At 60.1% G+C, this 22,461-nt stretch carries 16 protein-coding genes and 3 tRNA genes; 5 read left to right on the top strand and 14 right to left on the bottom strand.

Annotated elements, in window-relative coordinates:
• Positions 1-5 precede the first annotated feature (5 nt).
• The 3 genes from ACT8II_RS01485 to ACT8II_RS01475 are packed head-to-tail and all read left to right on the top strand — an operon-like array spanning position 6 to position 3,462.
• On the top strand, positions 6-1,490 hold the full coding sequence (locus ACT8II_RS01485) for an efflux RND transporter periplasmic adaptor subunit (RefSeq protein ID WP_443812855.1): 1,485 nt from the start codon (positions 6-8) through the stop codon (positions 1,488-1,490).
• The gene (locus ACT8II_RS01480) at positions 1,490-2,230 is read left to right on the top strand and encodes an ABC transporter ATP-binding protein (protein ID WP_412108271.1); all 741 of its coding nucleotides are present in this window, start codon (positions 1,490-1,492) and stop codon (positions 2,228-2,230) included. The genes ACT8II_RS01485 and ACT8II_RS01480 overlap by 1 nt, the downstream gene beginning before the upstream one ends.
• A complete protein-coding gene (locus ACT8II_RS01475; RefSeq protein WP_294158919.1) occupies positions 2,227-3,462 on the top strand; it encodes an ABC transporter permease in 1,236 nt (411 codons plus the stop codon). Before ACT8II_RS01480 ends, ACT8II_RS01475 begins: the two co-directional genes overlap by 4 nt.
• 400 nt (positions 3,463-3,862) lie before the next feature.
• On the opposite strand, the gene ACT8II_RS01470 is transcribed toward ACT8II_RS01475, so the two are convergent.
• From ACT8II_RS01470 to ACT8II_RS01415, 12 genes are all read right to left on the bottom strand, one after another.
• A tRNA-Glu gene (locus tag ACT8II_RS01470) sits at positions 3,863-3,939 on the bottom strand.
• A 25-nt stretch (positions 3,940-3,964) separates the two neighbouring features.
• Positions 3,965-4,038 (bottom strand) — tRNA-Gln (locus ACT8II_RS01465).
• 99 nt (positions 4,039-4,137) lie between these two features.
• Positions 4,138-5,868, bottom strand: coding sequence for an ABC transporter ATP-binding protein (locus ACT8II_RS01460; RefSeq protein WP_443812854.1), 1,731 nt, complete (start codon positions 5,866-5,868; stop codon positions 4,138-4,140).
• A gap of 9 nt (positions 5,869-5,877) precedes the next feature.
• Positions 5,878-6,783 carry an ABC transporter permease gene (locus ACT8II_RS01455; protein ID WP_317440006.1) on the bottom strand — a complete coding sequence of 302 codons (906 nt, stop codon included), beginning with the start codon at positions 6,781-6,783 and terminating at the stop codon, positions 5,878-5,880.
• Positions 6,770-7,783, bottom strand: a complete 1,014-nt coding sequence (locus ACT8II_RS01450) for an ABC transporter permease (protein ID WP_443812853.1) — start codon at positions 7,781-7,783, stop codon at positions 6,770-6,772. Before ACT8II_RS01450 ends, ACT8II_RS01455 begins: the two co-directional genes overlap by 14 nt.
• A 1-nt stretch (position 7,784) precedes the next feature.
• A complete protein-coding gene (locus ACT8II_RS01445) occupies positions 7,785-9,482 on the bottom strand; it encodes an ABC transporter substrate-binding protein (protein ID WP_330005593.1) in 1,698 nt (565 codons plus the stop codon).
• 184 nt (positions 9,483-9,666) lie between these two features.
• Positions 9,667-11,100 carry a CCA tRNA nucleotidyltransferase gene (locus ACT8II_RS01440; RefSeq protein WP_443812852.1) on the bottom strand — a complete coding sequence of 478 codons (1,434 nt, stop codon included), beginning with the start codon at positions 11,098-11,100 and terminating at the stop codon, positions 9,667-9,669.
• Between the two features lie 163 nt (positions 11,101-11,263).
• On the bottom strand, positions 11,264-12,196 hold the full coding sequence (locus ACT8II_RS01435) for a 1-phosphofructokinase family hexose kinase (RefSeq protein WP_118653771.1): 933 nt from the start codon (positions 12,194-12,196) through the stop codon (positions 11,264-11,266).
• A 160-nt stretch (positions 12,197-12,356) separates the two neighbouring features.
• Complete coding sequence (ptsP, locus tag ACT8II_RS01430) at positions 12,357-14,060, bottom strand: phosphoenolpyruvate--protein phosphotransferase (RefSeq protein ID WP_294123485.1); 1,704 nt, start codon at positions 14,058-14,060, stop codon at positions 12,357-12,359.
• 134 nt (positions 14,061-14,194) lie between these two features.
• A complete protein-coding gene (locus ACT8II_RS01425) occupies positions 14,195-14,458 on the bottom strand; it encodes an HPr family phosphocarrier protein (RefSeq protein ID WP_118653769.1) in 264 nt (87 codons plus the stop codon).
• A 390-nt stretch (positions 14,459-14,848) separates the two neighbouring features.
• Positions 14,849-14,922: transfer RNA gene (locus ACT8II_RS01420), tRNA-Arg, on the bottom strand.
• Positions 14,923-14,969: 47 nt separating this feature from the next.
• A complete protein-coding gene (locus tag ACT8II_RS01415) occupies positions 14,970-16,910 on the bottom strand; it encodes a DUF4012 domain-containing protein (protein WP_443812851.1) in 1,941 nt (646 codons plus the stop codon).
• Between the two features lie 137 nt (positions 16,911-17,047).
• Here ACT8II_RS01415 and ACT8II_RS01410 point away from each other — a divergent pair, with 137 nt between their 5' ends.
• Together ACT8II_RS01410 and ACT8II_RS01405 are read left to right on the top strand one after the other, a co-directional pair.
• The gene (locus ACT8II_RS01410) at positions 17,048-18,013 is read left to right on the top strand and encodes a glycosyltransferase family 2 protein (RefSeq protein ID WP_294158934.1); all 966 of its coding nucleotides are present in this window, start codon (positions 17,048-17,050) and stop codon (positions 18,011-18,013) included.
• A complete protein-coding gene (locus tag ACT8II_RS01405; RefSeq protein ID WP_443812850.1) occupies positions 18,006-20,489 on the top strand; it encodes a YfhO family protein in 2,484 nt (827 codons plus the stop codon). Before ACT8II_RS01410 ends, ACT8II_RS01405 begins: the two co-directional genes overlap by 8 nt.
• Here the strand turns inward: ACT8II_RS01405 and ACT8II_RS01400 are convergent.
• A complete protein-coding gene (locus tag ACT8II_RS01400) occupies positions 20,486-21,592 on the bottom strand; it encodes a glycosyltransferase (RefSeq protein WP_317439999.1) in 1,107 nt (368 codons plus the stop codon). The two genes, ACT8II_RS01405 and ACT8II_RS01400, sit on opposite strands and share 4 nt — an antisense overlap.
• A 326-nt stretch (positions 21,593-21,918) precedes the next feature.
• A partial coding sequence (locus ACT8II_RS01395; RefSeq protein ID WP_443812849.1) for a glycosyltransferase family 8 protein occupies positions 21,919-22,461 on the bottom strand: 543 nt, incomplete at its 5' end.

The following is a 22,461-nucleotide window of genomic DNA, read 5'->3' as shown; positions in this document are numbered from 1 at the left end:
CGACCGTGTCCGATTCCACGCCCGAGAACACCAACCCCACCGACGAGTTCCCGAGCACGCTCGAAGACGCTCCGCAGCCCACGCGGAAACTCAAGCTCCCCGAGGTCATACCGGTGATTCACCGCGGACCGAGCAGTGACGGCGGTACAACCGGTGCGCCGACGGGCGACGGTTCGCCCTACGCTGAGGACGCCGACGCGACGCCGCTTGAGGGCTCCGATGCAGAGGCATACGCGGCCCTCAAGGCCAAGCGCGCAGAGCGCCGCAAGAAGAAGCTCATCCACCGCGCCATCATCGCCGGCATAGCGGGTGCCCTCGTCATCGGCGGCGTCGTTGCCGTGAACGTGCTCAACCAACAGCCCGAGCAGGTCATGGAAGCCGTGACCGACATCGCGACGCAGGGCACGTTCTCCACGGTCATCGATTCAAAGGGCACTCTGCAGCCCATGTCCTCGACGGTCATCACGCCCGAGGTGACCGGACAGATCGAGTCCATCAACGTCGTCGCCGGGCAGCACGTGAACGAGGGCGACGTCCTCATGGCCATCAAGAACCCGGACCTCGACCGCGCCGTCGCCGAGGCGGAGCGAAACCTCAAACAGGCGAAGTCCGACTTAAACCTTGCCCAACAGACGCTCAACCAGGCCAGCCAGATCGCCGCGGCACCCACAAATGATCCGAATGCGGCCTCCGTCGATGACACCTCGAGCACGCAGTCGGCCGTCAACAGCGCACGATCTGCCGTAGAGGCTGCGCAGGCAGCGTACGACGACGCGGTCTCCAAAGCCGCGCTGCGCACGGTGAAGGCACCCGCAGGCGGCTCCATCGTCGCGCTCAACGCACAGGTGGGAGCCGACGTCGCCGAGAGCCTGGGCGGGACGAACGGGACGAGCGGACCCCTCATGCAGCTCGCCGACCTCTCCAAGATGAAGGTCACTATCCAGGTTGATGAGCAGGATATCGCGAGCGTCGCCGTGGACCAGACCGCGACCATCACCTGTCCCGCCTTCACCGACCTCACGCTCACCGGGCGCGTCACGGCAATCGCCTCCATCGCCTCGGGCGACACATCGACGATGTCCTATGACATGGGCGGCTCCCCCACCTTCGCCGTCGATATCCTCATAGATGCTCCCGACGCGCGCCTCAAGCCGGGAATGACCGCCGAGGTCTCACTCACCACACAGCAACTCGACAACGTCGTGATGGTACCCGTGACGGCCCTTCTCACCGATGACGGGCAGAGCTACTACGTCAACGTCGAGACCGACCCCGAGACGCACGCCATGGAGCGTCTCGACGTCGATGTCATCGCCAAGAACGACGACTTCGCCGTGATCGGCAAACCCGCCGACGCGCCTGCGGACCAGAACCCCGACATGCCCGAATCTCCCCTTTCGGACGGTGATGTCCTCGTGATAGCGGGCGGGAGCATGCCCGAGGTCATGGCTGACGGGGTAGAGTCCGGCGGCGGAATGGCGGTGCTCTAATGGCCGTCCGCCCCGTCATTGATATACGCCATATCCACCGCATCTTCGAAAGCGACGCAGGGCTGGCGCACATCTTGCACGACATCTCGCTCTCCGTGATGCCCGGCGAGTTCGTGGCGATCACCGGCCCCTCGGGCTCCGGCAAGTCGACCCTCATGAACATCCTGGGCTGCCTTGATACACCCACCTCTGGACGCTATCTGCTCGAGGGCCTCAACGTGGCGGAGCTCACCGACGATGAGCTTGCTGAGGTCCGCGCACTGCGCATCGGGTTCGTGTTCCAGAGCTTCAACCTGCTGCCGCGCATGACCGTGCTCGACAACGTGATGCTACCGCTCTCCTATACCGATGTGCCGCGCCGCGAGCGTGAAATGCGCGCCGTGCATGCACTGCGCGCCGTGGGGCTGCCGGTGGACCATTACGACCATCGCACGAACGAGCTCTCAGGCGGCCAGATGCAACGCGTCGCCATTGCCCGCGCGCTCGTAAACGACCCGGCGATCATCCTTGCGGACGAGCCGACGGGAAACCTCGACTCCACCACCGGGCGGCAGGTCATGGACACCTTTCACGCGCTCAAGCGCACCGGCAAGACCATCGTGCTCATCACCCACGATGCCGGCATCGCGGCCGAGGCGGACCGTGCCGTGCAAATCCGCGATGGACGTATCTTCGAGGGTGCCTATATCCCCTCGCCCAGCCCTTCCTCCCCCTCACTTCAGAACGGAGGTGCGCGATGAGTTTCACCGACCTTGCGCGCGAAGCATTACGCTCACTCGAAGCCAACCGCGGCCGCAGCCTGCTCACCATCCTCGGCATCGTCATCGGCATCGCCGCCGTCATCGCCATGACATCGCTCATCGGAGGCGTGCGTAACAGCCTCATAAGCGGCATGGGCCTCAACGCAGCGCGCATCGTCTACATCAATTGCGGCTATCCGCTCACGGACGACGACCTAGAGGACCTCAAGCGCCTTATGCCCGACTACGAGGCCATTGAGGGGACATGCGACAGCTATACGCAGGTGCAGATGGGCGATAAAACCGTGAGCGCGGGCATCACGGGTGCCAGCCCCACATTCCTCGAGATGACCGGTGCTGCCTCAAAGCTCGCCGAGGGACGCATCTACACGTCCGCAGAGGCAGACGCGAGCAGCCGCGTGGCCCTCATTGGGCGCAACGGCGTCGAGGCGTTCTTCGGCAGCCCGGGTGCCGAAGCGGTTGGCAAGACCATCCAGCTCAACAACAAGAGCTACACGGTGCTCGGCATCCTCGACGACGGCATGACGGGCACGGACTACTGCAACATTTACATGCCCAAGGCCACCGTCTTACAGGATTTTTCCCAAGACTGGGAATATCTTTCGAGCGTCGTGGGCCTAGCGCGCGAAGGTGTTGACATCGAGACCATCCAAGCCCAGACGGTCGAGCAGATCGCTACGCTCAAGAACATCCCCGAGGAGGACCGCGAATCGATGGTCTCCGTATGGTCCATGAAATCATCGATCGACCAGCTTGATACGTTCATGATGTCCTTCCAACTCATGATGGGATCTGTAGCGGGGATCTCCCTGCTTGTGGGCGGTATCGGCATCATGAACATGATGCTCACCAACGTGACCGAGAGGATTCGCGAAATCGGCGTCCGCCGTGCACTCGGCGCCCGCGGACGCGATATCACGCTGCAATTCTTGGCAGAGAGCGCGACGCTATGCGTTGCCGGCGGCATCTTGGGCACACTCGCCGGATACGGAATCGCCTGGGGACTTGCGATCGGTGCCGGCGCCCTTGGCTTCGACCTGGGAAGCATGACGGGGATGGGTTCGACCGGAGCGGCGCTAACCCCCGCAGTGGAACCCGGTGCCATCGCACTTGCCGTCGGCATATCTATACTTATTGGCCTGGTATTCGGCTACTACCCAGCGCGGCGCGCGGCCAAACTCGATCCCGTCGAGTGCCTGCGATATCAGTGACATCGCCCGGGAGTGTAGAACCCGCGGCAACTGAACCTTGATCAGCCCCTGTGTGGCCCAGAATGTGAGACATTCTGGGCCACACATACAAATATCGACTATGTGTACCGTCTTCGTTTGATCCATGCGCGCCGGCGAACCTGTTCAAGGACATTTGTTCATTATTTTTCGATAATCAGCGTTGACATAGCCCGTCGGAGCAGAAGAATCGTGCTCCGAGCTGCAAGTTGGCGGCGATTTGGTACACATTGTCGTTTTTTGTAATCTGAGTTGGCGGGCAGCATCCCAGCACCGAAAAAGCGAACGATCTCATCGATAGCGGTCGTGATGAACGCGTGGACACGAGTTGTTGGAATAAAAATTTGGCGAACCAAAAGAATGGTTCGTCAAAAGAAAAGTTTGGTAGCCCGTACCGGATTCGAACCGGTGATCTCCGCCTTGAGAGGGCGGCGTCCTGAACCGCTAGACGAACGGGCCAAAAGCGAGAAGCAAGCAGCGCATATGGCTGGGATGGAGGGAGTCGAACCCCCATTGACGGAACCAGAATCCGCTGTCCTGCCATTAGACGACATCCCAAGGTGATGCGCGTCACGCCTCAGCGCGAGGAAACACTATACGGAATCGTCTCTCTTCGCGCAAGCCCCAAACGCAAAGTTTTTTGAGTTTGTGGACGTATTACGAACGCAGCAGCTCAGAATACGACCTTGTGGCTATCCGGCGAACGAGCGCGGGGTTATGCGAGACGAAAATCAAGCCGAACCTCATCTGAACTTGCAGGTGCAGGATCTGACGCCACAGCTCCGCCTGCGTCACCAGATCGAGCATCGCCGTCGATTCGTCGCATATCAAAATCGCCGGGCGCGTCATGAAAGCGCGCACAAGGCAGAACCTCATGAGTTCCCCACCAGAGAGCTCATGAGGCAGACGGTCGAGCCAGCCCCTGTGAATTCCAAAGCGCTCAAGAAGCTCTTGCGTCCACGGAGCATCGAAATCACCCGCCTCGGCAAGTGATGCCTCCATGCGCATACGGGGATCGAAGGCCTTCTCGGGATGCTGGGAGATGAGCTGCACGCGCCGCGGCGAACGCCCCCTCTCCCCTGCAGATGCCCCCTCGACACGCACCGATCCAGCTGAGGGCTCCATATACCCCGCAAACACGCGGCAGAGGGTCGTTTTCCCCGCACCAGATGCCCCCAGAAGCGCCACGCGCTCGTTGGCGCGAACCGTAAGCTCAACGTCGGCAAAGAGCGGCTCCTTCGCAGCGTATGCGAAGGAGAGACCGTGAGCCTCCAGAAGCACCGGCTCTGCCGCATCGGGGCTCCCAGGTGGCAACGAAGCCCCCACGGCGTCATCCGGGTCACCAACTCCCCCACCTACCCCATGGAGGGCAATGAGCTCGCGACACAAGGCCTGCGAAAACGGATCCTCGAGCAAATGCGGGTTGGCGAAGCAGCGGGCCGCAGTCTCCTCAACCACGCGCCCATCCTTGAACACCGCAATGCGGTCCGCAACACGCACCGCCAGCTCAAGATCGTGCGTGATGAGGATGACGCCCGCACCGGTATCGGCAAATGCCCGAAGATCATCGACAGCCCGTACGGAAAGTTCGACGTCAAGTCCAGGCGTGGGTTCATCGGCAATCAAAAGGCGCGGCTCCTCCATAAGGGCGCACATGAGCAGTACGCGACGCGCCATGCCGCCCGAGAGCTCATGGGGATACATTTGCTCGACCTCGGGTGCCAGGCCATACAGCTCGAACAGTTCCCGCTGACGAACCTCGCGGCGGCAACGGTCGCGCAGCCGCTCCGCACGCGTAACGCCTCGCGGAGCGCCCTGAACCTGCCTGCCCACCCGCATGAGCGGGTCGAGATGCGACACACTCTGAGGAACGAGGCTTACACCGCTGCCCCTCAAACGTGCAAGCGAGCGGGCATTCATTTGCTCGCCATCGAACCAGATTTCACCCGAGACCGTGGAATTTGGCTCATAGAGCCCCAGCAGCGCATCGGCGAGCACGGTTTTTCCCGAACCGCTTGCGCCCACGACCGCCACCATCTCCCCCTCGTGAACGGAAAGCGTGAGACCATGAAGGACTTCGCCCCTCGAACGCTGAGAAAAGATACGACTCAGGCGGGACGAGGGCCCCGAGTTGCCCGCGCGAGCCTCACCGCGTGAATCGCGCATCTCAACGCAAGCGGCGGCGTACCGGTCAAATGAAACCGTTAGCCCCTCGACCGTGAGCAGGTGATGATCACCCGGATGATGCGATGACGGCGCGTGCGTATGGTTGTGATGCCGCTCGGTGTCGGCATGACGCTCCCCATGCTCTCCTGTGCCACACGGCGAATTCCCGCCCTCCCGGCAAGCGGAGCGACGCAAGCACGGAGCGGCAGATTGGTCGGTCATCTCTCCCCCTTACTCCTGCGACGTGCGTGCGTCGATGAGACGCCTCAAGCTTGAGCCGAGCATATCGAACAAGGCGACGCAGGCAACCAGCGCCGCACCCGGCAAGACCGCAAGCCACCAAGCGCCAGCCGTGAGATATCCCATCGACTCGGACAAGATCACGCCAATGGCGGGCTGGTCGGGCGAGAGGCCAAATCCCAAAAACGTGATAGATGCCTCATGCAAGATCGCATGAGGAAACGCCAAAACCGCCCCAACAATGAGCTGCGGGGCAATCGCCGGAATGAGGTGACGCACGACCACGCGCGGCCAAGAGACGCCCAGGGCAGCACTCGCCTCAAGATACGGTTCACGCTTTGCCTGCAGCAACTCCGCCCGCAGCAATCGGGTCAAACTCGGCCAATGCGTGAGCGCGACGCCAATCGTCACGCCCCAAAACCCACGTCCGAGCGCATAACTTATGAGCAACAGCAGCACGATATGCGGAACGCCCATTACGAGGTCCGTGAGCCATGAGACGGCCGCATCGGACGCTCGCCCCCCAAAGGCGGCGAGTACGGCCAGGACAAGCGAGATGCAGGTCGTGACAGCCGATGCCAGCAGCCCGACGAACAGGGACGTTGACAAGCCTGCGAGGGTACGCAGCAGCATGTCCCTGCCCATCTGATCCGTCCCAAAGGGATGTGCGCATGACGGAGGCAGCATCTTAGACGCGAAATCGGTGACGGAGGCTCGGGCGGCCACCACTCCCCCCGCAATGGCGACGACGAGCAGTACGGAGATACACAGCGTGCACGCTGCCACAAGACGCACGCGATTGTCCATTACGCGCGCAGCGGGACGATGGAACACGGTCGGACCGTCGCGATGGGAGCTCCCCGAGCCCTCCGTGCGCAAGGTATCAGTGGGCGGCATGGGGCTTCCCCTCTCGCATGCGCGGATCGACAACGGCATACAGCACGTTCGCAATCGCATTGCCCGCGAATACGAATGCGGCGCTACCAAGCGCGATACCCACGAGCAAGGGCGCGTCACCGCCCAAACCCGCCGTCACAGCCGCCTGGCCCAGCCCAGGATAGGAAAACACCTGTTCGACCAATACCGAGCCTCCAAAAATCTCCCCAACAGAGGCGAACTGAAGCGTGAGGGCGGGGAGGATCAAATTACGAAAACCATGACGTAGCAGAATATCGCGACTCGATTCACCGCGAGCACGCGCAAAGCGAACGTAATCGCTCTCCAGCACGTCAACGACCTTTTCACGCGTATGGAGGGCGATGGTGGGAAGTCCGGTGACCGAGAGGGTGAGCGCCGGCAGGGCCACATGACGCACGCGCTCGAACAGGGAGATGTCCGAAACGCTTGCGCCGATGGGCGCCGAGAAACCAATGGGAAACCATCCGAGGGCGACGGAAAAGACCATAAGCGCGACGATTCCCACCCAAAAAGCGGGCGTGGACGAGAGCGCGATGCACGCTCCGCTGACCACTCGATCAACCGGGCCGTCGCGATGCGCGCCCGCCGCAATGCCGAGGGTCACGCCAAGGACACCCGACAGCAACCATGCGCTCATCATGAGCACGAACGAACTTGCGAAACGCTCCCCTACCACGTGGATGACCGGCGCGTTATAACGAAGACTCGTGCCCCAATCACCCATGACCACGCCTTGAGCCCACAGGACATACCGCTCCCAAAACGGCGCGCCCGACCCCCAGTGCGCGGCGAGCTGGGCCCGCTTGGCGGCGCTCATGCCCAAGAGCGCCTGCTGTCCCACGTTCGCCTGAACCGGATCGATGGGAGAAGCCGCCACAAGCGCGAACGTGACGAAGCTGACGGCAATCATCAGCGCACAGAACCTCAGCACCTCGCGCAAAGCGAACCGCCCCGCAAGACCCACATCCAGATGCCTCACGTTATGCCCAGCTCCACGTGTCCACGTTGTTCACCAGCGACCAGCCGTGCCCATGGGGGTGCGGCTTTTGATGGGCGACATCCAGCCCCTCGCGCTTGAAATACAGGTGGTCGACGTTGGCGATCCATGCCCACGTCGCGGCGCCCTTGGGTGCCACGCCCTCGGTTCCGTCCCACATCGCCTTTTTCCAGAACTCATACGACGCCTCGACATCCGTCTGCGCGAGCGCTTGGTCGAGGTACGCATCGACAGTCTCGTTCTCATAGCAGCTGTAATTGCCCCAGCCCGTGGAATAATGCAGTTCATAGACCTCAACCGGCGAGTTCGAGCCCCAGCCCCACAGGATGGGCTGGCTAAATTGCCGAGGATAGATCTCGTCCCAGCTCCCGCCTCGAGGCGTCACCTCAAGGCCGAGTTCGCTCATCTGATTGGCGAATTCATTCGCCAGCGCCTGGCGCACGGAGTCGTCGGACGAATACCAGATGTCGAAGGCTGCGCGCACGCCGTCGCGGCTCCGAACACCATCCTCGCCGCGGAGCCAACCCGCCTCTTCGAGCAGACGGTTGGCCTGCTCGCGATCGAAATCGACCTGCATGTCGTCACTCGACCACGGCATGCCGTCGCCGACCGAACACGCAACCTTGCCGTACCCGTCTAGCACCTGCTCGATCATGGACTCACGGTCTATACCGCAGTTGATGGCACGACGGATCGCAAGGTCGCAGGTCACGTCATTGCCCATCTCATACGCAATGTCGCCCTCGAGCACCTTGGTCTGGCCGGAAGGCACCGTCGGAAGCGAGACACCACGCGAGTCGACCGTCTCGTACGCCACAAGCTCATACCCATCGAAGGCCTGGTGGGCATGCGTGGCGTACGTATAGGCGATGTCGACCTCGCCCTTCTGCACCGCGGCGAGCGCGGCATCCTCATCCATGAACACCACGACCACGCGCTCCATAGTCGGCGTCGTACCGTAGTAATCGGGATTGGAGGCGAACACGACCTGCTGCCCCTTGTCCCAACGCTCCAAGACATACCGGCCCGATCCAATGGGCTTCGCGCCGTAGCCCTCACCATAGGCGTGTTCCGGCACGATACCGAGAACGGCAAGCGTGTACAGCAGGGCATTATACGGTTTGTTGAGGTGAAGCTCGACAACCGTATCGCTCACGGCGACGGCGGTGTCGACCATGGAAAGATCTGCCTCCGAGGCCGAGCTTTGGATAACGCCGTTGACCGTAAAGGCGACGTCGCGAGCGGTAAGAGGCTCGCCGTCCGTAAACAAGACATCGTCGCGAATGGTGAACGTCCAAACAAGGCCATCGTCCGAGCACAGGTACTCGGTAGCCAAATCGCTCACGATGTTGAGCTGCTCATCAGTTGTCACGAGCGTCGACTGAATGAGCGGCTCGTGCACGTGCTCGCCGCAGCCCCACGAGACGAGCGGATCAAACCCCGCGGCAGGCTCGCTCGTCGCGTTCATGGCGACGACGACCTGCGAGCGCCCGCTGGAATCGATGGATGAGCCACTCCCCGAGGCTTCACCAGACGACGCGCATCCCATAAGCGCGCCCGTCGCGGCAAGGACCGCTCCGGCGGCGGAACCGGCGAGAAGCCCTCTGCGGCTACATACCGGACATCGTCCATCAGCAAACTCGGGACGGACAGGGGGCGTAATCAAAGCGCGGTGGGTCACGATAGCTCCTCAATAGTGTTACGCATATGCATATTCGTAATACTAGCAAGTGCCATGATACCACTGATGGATTGTCCTCGAGAGAAAAGATGGAGAGACGCCTCGCCGCCTCGCAGACCCGAGGTGCCACCTCAACCCGCCGCCCGATCGACTCGACCGCCACGACCCGGCCCAGCAAATCCCGCTACAGACCGAGAAATTCGAGGAGCGCGGCCTTGTCGTTGGCAACGGCCCCTGCGATCGTTGCTTCCAAGGCGCGCTTGAGCGCCGCCCCGACGTGCGGCCCAGGCGTCATGCCGCGCGCGATGAGGTCCCCACCCGTCAAAGCGAGCGTCTTGATGCTAAAAGCCTCGTGATTCGCCATGAGCTCGCGGCACATCTCGCGCATGCGCTCAATCTCGTCCACGTAGTAAAAGCAACTCGGGGCCTTGCCGAGGGTGTCGGCGCGCTTGAGGTCGAACAGCTCGCCCATAAGACGAGCGGTGTCGACCCCCGGTGCCGAGAAGCGTTGCATCATGCGCAACAAGTCAACGCGTTGCGGCCTGAGCGGCTGATCATGATACCGGATGAGAAGGGTCGCGTCGCGAATCAAATCGTTGCCGCATGAGAGGCGCCGCATAATCGTCTTTGCCATGACCTCGCCACGCTCCGGGTGGCCGTAAAAATGTCCACGCCCCCGGTCGTCAAGGGTAAACGTCTGGGGTTTGGCGATGTCGTGCAGCAGAGCCGCCCACATGAGCGACGCTGAGACGGGGGTATTCGGGTCCCCGCCGTCAATGCGAAAACTCGACAACTCCCCTGCAACCGTGAGAACGCGCGCAACGTGCTCGTACACGTCGAAAGCATGATATTTGGTGTGCTGGTCAAATCCGCGCGCGGCAGCGAGCTCAGGGATCGCCGCACACATGACCTCGGGATACCGCACGAGGGCGTCACCCCCGCGGCGAGTAACGAGAATCCCCTCGAGCTCAATACCCACACGTTCACGTGCCACCTGGTCGAGCAACGGAGCACAAGACGCCAGTGCCATCGCCGTGGCAGCATCCATGGAGAAGTCAAGGCGGCAGGCAAAGCGTACGGCACGTAGCATGCGCAACGCATCTTCCTCGAAACGACGACGGGGCTCCCCCACCGCGCGAATCTGCCTACGCTCTAAATCACCACGACCGTCATAGCAGTCGAGCAGCCCTCGCTCGGGATGCCATGCCATCGCATTGACGGTAAAGTCCCTGCGCGCCAGGTCGTCTTCAACGCAGGAGGCTCGTTGCACATCCTCGGGGTGACGGCCATCCGTATAGAATCCGTCCAAACGGTATGCCGTGACCTCAATGCGCTCTCCGCCGACGACGGCAGTGATACCCCCGAATTTGATGCCCGACTCGATTACTGAGATCCCCGCGCCTCGCAGAGCCGCCGCGCTCTCCTCCCACGAACCGCTGCAACAGATGTCGATATCGTGACCGGACGTGCCCATAAGCGCGTCGCGAACCCAACCTCCAACAATCCACGCCTCGAGACCGGAAGCCTCGAGCGTGCGCAAGACCATGACCGCGGCATCGCTCGGCACCGCGCCGTTAAGGGCGCTCCCCGCAAAAGACATGTCCGTGGAATGCTGCATGGTCCTCCTTGCTCTTGCGCCCCAGTATACCAAGCATAAGACCCCATTATCCTCAATCAAATGGTGCAATTGGGGACGTACCCCAATTGCACCAGTTGAGCCAAAAGGGCGCCGCCGGCGAGAGGCCGACGGCGCCCAAAAGCAGCAAGATCAAGGTCGAGAATTACTTGCGCTCGAGCTTGCGAACAGTGACGCGCTTGGAGTACTCGTCAACGCGGCCGAAGTCACCCAGACCAACGCTCTCGGCGACGTTGGCGCCGGTGGCCATGGCGAGCTTCATGGCCTCCTCGACATTGTCGCGATCCTTGTACCACTTGAGCAGGAAGGCGGCGAGGGTGCAGTCGCCGGCGCAGACGGAGGACACGAGCTTGATGTTGAACTCGCGCTTGGCGTACCAGATGTCCTCGCCGTTGGAGAAGTAGGCGTCGCCGCGGCTACCGCGGGTGAGCAGTACGTTCTGGACGCCGGCCTCATGGGCGAGCTTCATGGCGACGCGGACCTCGTCGTCGGTGTTCACCGGAACGCCGAAGATCTCACGCATCTCGTGATGGTTCGGCTTGATGAGCAACGGCTTCTTGGAGGCAAGCGTCTTGAGCTTGTCGGAGGAGAGGTCGAGGACCACGTCGGCGCCGCGCTCCTGGGCATGCTCCATGACCTGATCGAGGAAGTCCTTGGAGGCGCGGGGCGGAACGGAACCGGAGACGATCAGGCAGTCCATGCCGGTGCTGGTGTCGAGGATGTCGTAGAGCTCCTGCTCGTACTGAGGGGTAAGCGGGGCACCGGGGTTGAGGACGCCGTACTCGTGCTCGCCGTCGTTGATATAGGCGCAGATGCGCGTCACGCCGTCAATCCAGACCGGACGGCACAGGCAGCCGAGGTTCATGGTCTCCTCGACGATGAACTTGCCGGTGAAGCCGCCAAAGAAACCGAGGGCGACGGAGTCGACGCCGAACTTCTTGAGGGCGAACGACACGTCGAGACCCTTGCCGTTGGCGGTATAGCTGGCGGAGTTCGCACGAACGTTCTCATCGGGAACGAGCGCGGGGCCGGCGACCGTCATGTCAACGGCGGGATTGGCAGTCAGAGTGTAAAACATACAGCCTCCTAATCAGACGCACTGACCTCCATAGCGTAGCGCAAATGAAAGCAGAACATCGGCCACATAGGTGATAAATCGATTTATCGGCAAATATACGATGGCCGGCTGCAGCCCGTACCGCGGTGGTGGAGCGTGCAGCCGGCAAATTTGCTCGCGTTTAGCGAGCGGCGGCCTCGAGCAGCGCCTTGACTTCCTCAGCAGTTGAGCAGGCAAGCGCCTTCTCGGCAAGCTCATCGCACTCTGCCTTGGACCACTGGGAGATGGTCTTGCGGGCGCGAAGGATGGACGGCGCGGACATGGAGAACTCCTCCAGACCGAAGGAGATCAACAGCGGCTCGAGCAGCGGATCGGCCGCAGCCTCACCGCACATGCCCACCATGATGCCGGCATTGACGCCGTTCTCAATGATGTTCTTGATGGAACGGAGCACGGCCGGGTAGTACACCTGATAGAGGTTGGAGATGTGGTCGTTACCACGGTCGGCGCACATGGTGTAGCCGATGAGGTCGTTGGTGCCGATGGAGAAGAAGTCGGCCTCCTCGGCGAGCTTGTCGGCGATGAGGGAGGCGGCAGGAGTCTCCATCATGACGCCGACCTCGATGTTCTCGTCATACTTGAGACCCTCGGCCTCAAGCTCGTGCTTGCACTCCTCGACGAGCGCCTTGACGGCACGGACCTCCTCAACGCAGGTGACGAGCGGGATCATGATCTTGACGTCGCCGAAGGCACCGGCGCGCAGCAGGGCGCGGAGCTGGACCTTGTACTGGTCGACGTACTCAAGGCAGTAACGCACAGCGCGGAAGCCCATGAAGGGATTCTCCTCCGGCTCCATGGCGAGGTAAGGAATCGCCTTGTCGCCGCCCACGTCAAGCGTGCGGATGATGACCGGGGCGCCCTTCATGGCAGAGGCGACCTTGCGATAGGCCTGGAACTGCTCCTCCTCGGAAGGAAGCTCGGTGGCGTCCATGAACAGGAACTCGGAGCGGAACAGGCCGATGGCCTCGGCATCGTGCTCGAGCGCGTTGGGAACGTCGTTGGGGCTGCCGATATTGCAGGCGAGGATCTTCTTGATGCCGTCGGCGGTGACGGTCTCCTGGCCGCGGAAGGCCTCGAGGGCCGCCTTCTCCTCGGCGAACGCCTGGGCCTTGGCCTGGTAGTCGGCGAGGACGTCACCTTCGGGCTCGGCGATGACAACGCCCTTGGAGCCGTCGACGATGGCGGTCATGCCGTTGCGCAACGCGGAGCAGCTGTTGGCAACGGAGAGCACCGCGGGGATCTCCAGGGCGCGGGCGATGATGGCGGAGTGGGAGGTGCGGCCACCGGTCTCGGTGACGATGCCGGCGACGTGCTCCTTGTCGATGGTGGCCGTCATAGACGGAGTCAGGTCGTGCACGACCACGACGGTGTTCTCGGGGAGAACGGAGAGGTCGACGACCTCGACGCCGAGCAGCTCGGCGAGGATGCCGGTGCGGATGTCGGCGATGTCGGCGGCGCGCAGGCGGAACATCTCGTCGTCCATGGACAGGAACATGTTCTCGAACATGGTGCTAGCGTCGACGAGGGCCTGCTCGGCGCAGGCGCCGCCGTCGATGGCACCGTTGATGGCGTCGGTCATGCCGGGGTCCTGGGCAAGGATGATGTGGCCGGCCATGATCTCGGCCTCGTTCTCGCCCACCGCGACCTTCATGTGATCGGCCTGGGCCTGGGTCTTCTCACAGAAGACGGCCAGCGCGGCCTGGTAGCGCTCCTTCTCGGCGGCAGTGTCGGCGACCTCGTGGGGCTCGAAGGTGAGGTCGGGATCGACGGCGACCATAACCTTGCCGATACCGATGCCCTCCGAGGCGTTAACTCCCTGATACATTACGTTTCCTCTCTCCCGTTTCCCTCCCGTGCGCGAGGGAAACAAAAAGCAGGCGCCCACGAGTTCGCGGACACCTGCAATTACACCTATATGATTAGATGTCTGTCATCAAAGACAATGCTCGCGGGCGCGAACTACTCGCCGAGACCGCTCTTGATGAGCTCGATGGCGGCAGCGAGGGCCTCCTTCTCGTCAGCACCGTCGCACTTGACCTCGACCTCGGTGCCACAAGGGATGCCGGCAGCCATGAGGGCCATCGGGGACTTACCGTTGACCTCCTTGTCGGGGGCGACAACGGTGACATCGGAGGCGAACTTGCCCATGGTGGAGGCGAAGAGGCCGGCAGGACGCATGTGGAGACCCTGGGGGTTGACGAGGGTAGCCTTCTCAGAAACCATAACCTGACTCCTTTGAGTGATGCTCGCGCGGCATGACTATCCACGCGGCACAAAAACACGACTCGCTCATTGTATACCCTTTACGGAAGTTTGGGGAGTAGGTTTGGAATGAAACGATTTATCGTGAGGCGGAATGGTCGGGGCTTGACCTCAGAGCGCAAAATGCCCGGATGCCGTGACGGCATCCGGGCATTGGATGTAAGGGTGCGCCATGGGGGATTCGCGTCCGCCTACGGCGTCCGCAGCTCCGGGCGCTACGCGCCCTCGCACGCTCGCTGGAAAACGCTCACGCGTTTTCTCAGTCTCGCGACCCTAATGGGTTCGAATCCCCCGCACATACCCGATAAAAGCCCGGATGCCGTGATGGCATCCGGGCATTGGATGTAAGGGTGCGCCATGGGGGATTCGAACCCTCGACCATCGGATTAGAAGTCCGGTGCTCTATCCAGCTGAGCTAATGGCGCGTCATATGAACCGCATCGCGGCAGGGATGATTATAAACGAATGAGGCCTACTCGCGATACTTCGTGAGTGTTGGGGTGCTCATGAAGGTGAGTTCAGCAGCTCCAGGCGCAGTTGTCACCTCATAGGTGCATACGATTGACTCGCCTGCGCGCAAGTTGGGTCGAGAGGCATGAAAAACCTGCAGACCCTCATGCTCAGCCTCTACAAACTCTGCTCCATTCGACGCCTCAAGAGTCGAGATGGAACCCCCAGAAGGAACATAGATGTACAGTTCGGGGTAAAGATTGTCTCGATCGAAGCCGTCTAAATAGCCCGAAATATAGTCCCCTGCGGTCTCGATAATATCGGACGTAGCGGTATTCGCAAAGGTCGTTTGCACGTGATATGTACGTGATCCATCGGCATTATCGCTCGAGGAGAGCACCTGATTGTCGATATCGATGTACCAGCCCATCTTCGAGCCAATCCACAACGAGAAATACGTGCCCACTGCAGGCTCTGAAGAATCGGTCAGCACTGAGCCCGAGCAATCGAGAGCGCTCAGTGCATCCTGCTCGGTCTCATCGGAGAGCCAGAACATGACAGAGCGATTGTCGACGCCCTTGGCCATAAGCTCTGCAAACTGCATGAGGGTACCGGAGTTGAGGCCCGAGAAAAACTTCTCGAATGCAAGGTCGGCAGCCTGGGCAAACAGCGCATCCGTTAGGTCGCCATTACCAGATGCGGAGGTCTCCTTAGACAGATAATTCCAGTACAGGTCGTGCTGGAGAACCTTTGTGGCATTCGAACCGTCGACAACCGTTCCGTCTTCAAGGGTGATGGAGCCCGCAATGGCAAGCAAATCTTGAACTACGGCAGGAGTCACGGAGATAACACCATCTAGCTGAACGCCGGTCTTCTCTTCATATGCAGCAGCCCAAATCGCCGCAACGCGCGGAAAATCGGGATCCATACCCGCATCGCGCGCAACGTCCATAAAACCACCGAACAATGCACGCTCGGCATCGGTGATGCCCATGGAGGCGGGAGTGGCCTCCTCCATAACGTCATACACCTTGGAAAACTCGTCGAGCTCGATCTTGCCGTCCTGAATGCGCAGGGTTCCCATTGATCCGGGAAAACCGCCCGAAGCACGCATCTCGGCGGAATTTTGAGCAACAATTAAGTACGTTCGATTACCTTCGGCTCCCAGAACGGGCGCAGCAAGCGGGGAGAAATCCGCAGCCCCCTGAACAAGCGCGTTAACTTCAGAAAGCTTTTGGCGAGCCGGACCCATAATCTCCTCCAGCTGCGGCAACGCGAACTGCGGAAGAGACTCGACGGTCTCAGCGCATTCCGCGAGTGACGGAGCGGCGTCCCCCACCGCCTCGAACAGCTGGGTTGCTGCTGCCACGTTAATTGTCTTATCAGATGAAATGAGTTCCGCAGGAGGATTCGCCTCGAGAGCATCGAGCACGGGCACAAGAGCATCGGTGGCGACCTTGTCCAAGGAGCCGACGAGCGTGCGGGCAGATGTAATATCTTGGCCATAGACCGGCATGAGAGAGACCACCGTCCAAAGCGGAGAATCAAGGCCGTCAGTCATTTCTCTTGTAAGGTCGGCGAGGCTTTGAGCCGCTTGGGAGGCGGAAGAAAAATCTTGCGCCTTAACCGAATCGGTAATAGCAGAAATTGCGGACATCGCGCCCGAGGCCTTTGCTTTGAGATTCTTGGCAGAGAAAAACGCGGACACGCCCACACCGGATATTGCGACGATCAGAACAAGGATTGCACCCAACAGAACAAAAGGAGCCTTCTTGCGATCCTTGCGCCGAGGGCTCTGAGCATGAGAGGAAGAGGACAGACCATAGACCGGCTTATAAGAAGAATCATAAGCATCGTGGACGCTGCTGGGAACATAAGGATTCCGAGGCTGAAGTGGCTCCGGATGCCGCTCTTCTTCCGTCTTAAAATGACGGCCTCGTGATTGGTTATCCATATCAGACATGCTGGATTATCCTCCTCAATGTCAGTCGCATTCGACCCTGTATTTTAGCCGAAGCCTTAAGCTGCCATCCTGACCCCGCAAAACTCTACTAAACTAACCACAGTGAACCATCGCACTGCCAAGCACCGGAGTGACACATGCCAAATCAAACGCCCGACATTTCCATCGTGGTCCCTTGCTACAACGAAGAAGCCAGCCTCCCCTTGTTTTTAAACGAACTGGCCCAAGTTGTCCGTAGCATGAGAGCCGCCAAGCCACTGGAATTTGAAGTAGTGCTCGTGGACGATGGCTCGAGCGACAGTACTCTTGCCATCATGAAGGAGCAGACAAACGTCTGCTGCAATGATTATTGTATTAAATGGGTGTCATTTTCGCGTAACTTCGGTAAAGAGGCTGCACTCTACGCAGGACTGGAACACGCGACAGGAAATCTAGTAGCGACGATGGACGCCGACATGCAAGACCCCCCATCGCTGTTACCGGAAATGTATCGAATCTTGCAGGATGAGAATTGCGACAACGTCGCCACGCGCCGCACAACGCGCGAGGGCGAACCGCCGATTCGCTCCTGGTTCGCGCGTATGTTCTACCGCATCATCAACAAGATCTCCAAAGCCGACATCGTGGACGGAGCCCGTGATTTTCGCCTCATGAAGCGTCCGATGGTCGACGCCATCCTGTCCATGCGGGAATACAACCGCTTCTCCAAGGGCATCTACGGTTGGGTCGGCTTCAAGACTGTCTGGCTCCCCTACGTCAACGTCAACCGGGTTGCCGGCGAAACCAAATGGAGTTTCTTCTCACTTTTGCTGTACTCAATCGATGGGATCGTCGCATTCTCCACTGTGCCGCTGTCCATCGCCTCGGTCATGGGCACGCTCTTTTGCATCGTCGCCTTTTTCGCCTTGATTTTCATTATCGTTCGGGCTCTGCTCTTTGGTGACCCCGTCGATGGATGGCCATCGCTTGCCTCGATTATCATCTTTATTGGAGGGGTGCAGCTGCTGTGCTTGGGAATTATGGGTCAGTACCTTGCTAAGACGTACCTTGAGACTAAGAACCGCCCGCTCTACATCGTGAGGGAGTCCAACCTCGATGAATAATGGTTCACATTACCCAGCCTCCGGCAATCGGCTGAAAACGGCTCTCTTTTGGGCAGCCTGCCTAACTTTGCCCGTTATGGTCCTGGTTGTCCTCTCCATATGGGGCGGAGTGTATCCCTTCGGACCGGAATCGTTCCTCACCGAGGACCTCAAATACCAGTACATCGACTTCTTCACCTGGTTTCGCCATGTGCTCACCGGCGAGGCGAATGTGTTCTACTCCTTCGCACAGGGCATGGGGTCCAACACCTGGGGACTGTACAGCTACTACCTTGCGAGCCCGTTCAACCTGATCATCCTGCTGTTTGACGAGGCGCACCTCACCTTGGCGATCTACGTGATCGTCGCCCTCAAGCTCGCGTGCATGAACACCGCGATGGCCTGGTATCTCCGTCGCCGCTTCACCCTGCAGCGCACCTGGGCGCTCGCGCTCGCCCTGTGCTACACCTGGTCCACTTGGACCGCGACCAACCTGCGCAATCCCCTGTGGCTCGACGCGTTGATCCTGCTGCCGCTCATGGCATGGAGCTGCCGGCAGCTGCTGCGCACGGGACGCTTTATCGGGCTTTCGCTCCTCGTGGCAGCCGATGTCATCACCTGCTGGTACATGGCCTACATCACGCTGCTCTTTTGCTGCCTGTTCGTGCTGTTCGAGCTCGCCGTCATGATATATGACGATGAGGTGCGCCCCGCGCGCTCGTGGATCGCGGGGCGGGCGGTGAGATTCACCGTGGCGATTCTTTTGGGGCTCGGCCTCTCCGCGTGGACGTTCGTCCCCACCGTACTTGCCATGATGGGCGGCGGCGCAAAAACCGCCGTTGGCATGTTCCAGACGTATCCGACGGCCCTCATCAGGGGATTTCTTCCCTTTGCATGGAATATCGACCACGCACCCCAGTTTTATACGGGCCTGATCCCCCTTGTGTTGGCGATCTCCATGCTGTTTGAGAAGCGCATCGACAAGAGGCTTCGCGCGCTGACGCTCGTGTTCGCCGGGTTCCTCGTCGTGAGCTCGGTGCTAGGGCCGCTCATGTACGTCTGGTGCGGCTTCCGCCAGCCCAACGGGTTCTACTGCCGCATCGCTTTCCTGTTGAGCTTTTTGGAGATTTGGGCAGCGGCGTTCCTTCTCATGAGACGGGCCGCTTGCCGCGCCGAAGGTTCGAACACCCGCACCGTCTCGTGGACCGAGGCGGGCGGGCGGTCAGCATGCGCCGCCCCCATCGCGCGCAAGCTCGCACCGTTTGGTACGCTCGTGCTCGTCCTCGCGGACCTCGGCTTCAACGCCCACGTGTGCTGGAACCAGCTCTACATCAACTACCCGCAAGACACGCATGACACGTATGTCAACGATGCCGACACGCAGGTACGCGAGCTCAAGCAACTCGACGCGGACGCCTTCTACCGGGTCGATAAGACATACAACCGTGCCGGCGCCGCGTTCAACGAGGGCATATCGCACGGATTCAACCAGCTGTCGACGTACTCCTCGGCAAACAACCCCCAGGCCGTCGCGTTTCTCAACTCGCTGGGCTACAGCTCCGAAGGGGAGTTCTCGAGCGTCTACGCCGCCCCCAACCTCGTCATGGACAGCCTGCTGGGCGTGCGGTATATAGGAACGTGGAGCAAACCGGTCGCATCGACTGAGACGACGCTGCCCCATTCGAATGTCACCTCGCCCGTGTATTACAATCCCCACGCGCTCTCGCTGGGCTATCCGTGCGCGAATGGTACAAACAGCGAGTCGACGCTCCAGGGCGACGACCCCTTTGAGCGCCAAAACGCCCTGTTCGCGGAACTGACGGGAATCGACAGGCCGCTGTACACGCAGCTCCAGGGTGTCGAGCAGGCAAGATCGGATGCGAGCATCACCTGGGCCGTCAAGCTGCCCGCGCACACCATCGGTTACACCTACGCGCAAACCGGCGTTGAGTCCGACTGGTCCCAAAGCGTCGGCCTGATCGTTGGCGGCGAGATGATCAGCAGCGAGGCGACGCGCTTCTCGCACAACGTTCGCGCCTTTGGGGAGTCCGGCGACGAGAGCACCCAGCATGAAATCAGCATGGTGCAGGGCTCTCCTGAGACCCAGCTTCCCCCCAAGAGCCAATGCCTGTTCTATGCGCTGAACATCGACGTGTTTGAGGAGGGCATCGAGCGGCTGCAATCGCGACAGTTTACCCCTGACGTGTTTGAAGACGGGCATGTCGAGGGCGTATACAACGCGGAAAAGCAGACCGATCTTGTGCTGTCCATCCCGTATGACAAAGGCTGGAGCGCAATAATCGACGGCAAGGAGGTCGCGCTCTCCCCTGCCTTCGGCGGCGGAATGTCGCAAATTCAGGTTCCCGAGGGCTCTCACCGTATTGAGATGCGCTTTCAGTCGCCCGGCTTTACGGTCGGGTGCGCGGCGAGCATCGCCGCACTGGCGGCATGTCTTGTCGTGGCAAGGGTGCAGAAGCGAGGCGGGCAGACCCGTTAACGCCTGCCCGTCAGCTTAAACCGCGCGCGCTTGGCGACGCCACATGCGCCAAGCGTGCGCAGCGACAGCCAGAATTCACGGGCGGCGTATGCGGTGTGCGCCAATGACGACGTGACGCGAGCGTCAAGCCCAAGCGTCTCGCAGAACAAGCGCTTGTGCTTTGGAGAGATCTTAACGCTCGATAGCACTATGTCTTTATCCATGGCGGAGAACATGGATCGCATGCCTTCCAGCACGACCGGGTTGTCAGCGCCGTCGTCGTACATAGCGCCGTCTAGATATCTGAATCCCCGGATATAGTGGGACTCGATAATCGCACTGTCGCGCACGCCGATTCGCTGCATGCAGCCGAGCATGTCGAGCCAACGATCAAACGGGAGGCGAATCGCCGCATTGGTTGCATGGTTGCGGGTTGAGCCGGGCAGGTCGGCTCGATAGCAGTAGTAGGCCTTATTTAAATAGACGATCGACTGGGCCTGACATAACGTGTCGATGAGAAACGGGTTGTCCGCCCAGCCAGCCCCGGGGTATTCAGGAAAGCGAATATGATGCTCGCGGAGGAAATCAATCCTATATATGGCTGACCATATCGCAGGATGATGTTCTATAAGCACTGGATGCTCCGACAAGGTGAAGGGACCAAAAGACGCCCCCATGCGCACCGTCAACGGACACCTTGTGCGCGTTTGCTCAGAGTCCGATCGATCCCAATCATTGATGTTCCACCAGGGGGTCTTAATGACATCGATCGCCTCGTCATATGTGCTGGCAAAAGAAAGCATGTCGGCATACATGCCCGGTTCAATCCAGTCGTCAGGCTCCACGATTGCGAGCCACTCCCCGTGAGCCTCGTCCATGCCACGGTTGCACCCGGCACCGTATCCAGCGTTTTCCTTGTCGATGATACGAATACGATCATCCAGGGCGGCGTGCTTTGCAACAATTGCAAGCGAGTCGTCGGTGCTTCCGTCATTGATGCAGATAATCTCAAGATTGCTATATGCCTGTTCCCTAATGCTGCTTAAGCACTGATCGAGATACTTCTCCGCGTTGTAAATCGGCACAATGACCGAGACGAGTTGATTGGCTTGAGTCGCTTGCATCTTTCCGCCTTCGCATCGAGCGAACATACTGTCCAATTGGTCTCATTATGATAAAACGAGCACCACCCAAATACTCGAACTATTTGAGAGTCTCGCACCCAACTGAATCAGGGATCTCCACATATTCTTTACTTCGCTGGCGCTTTTGGCGAAGACTGATTAGCGAGCTCCAGTCGACTCAATTCGTTCTTGATGTCCATGGACCAGCATCGATAAAGAGCGATTACCAACGCAGTTTGCATCACATCGAGAAGCCCGATGTTCAACCATATATCCATAAAAGGCGACCCACGCCTCTCAAAGGGAACTGGGTCGCCTCAAGCAATTTAACGGATACCCCGAATCGCGCGAATAATACTTTTACCAAGCTCTCGACGAGCTGATCCCAACGGCGCGATAGGGTCAACAATCTTACGAAGAGGACTTCTGGGGGATAGGGCAGGCTCATGTATGAGGTAATCAGGTAGGCGGCCAGAACGATTACCCGCAATCGAATGCTGGAGAAGGGACTCATAAAATGGCGTCTCGCGTGCGTAGCGCCAATAGAGCTCACCACGATCACATCCCGCCAGCTTCCAAGGTTTCTCGAAACCAGCGTAGTGAACGATCTTTTCGTTGGAACGGGACTCAATGAACGCATCAAACATGTAGGCTGGAGCAAAGGTAAAAACCTTATTGATACGGCCAAAGCAGTCGATCATGACGTTCCAGCTGTAATCGAGATATACGACCTCTCCCTCACAATGCGCGTTCAAGACGTCCTGATCGTTGTAGATGAATCGGTCGTCGGAGGCGAACTCAAGCCATTCCTCCATCGTGTGACGCGAGCGCATGGCCCTCGTGTTCAAGACGAGGACTCCGGCCTGGAA

The organism is Collinsella sp. (assembly GCF_052346665.1).
In the GTDB taxonomy this organism is placed as follows: Bacteria; Actinomycetota; Coriobacteriia; order Coriobacteriales; family Coriobacteriaceae; genus Collinsella.
This window is presented reverse-complemented; position numbering and strand designations above follow the sequence as displayed.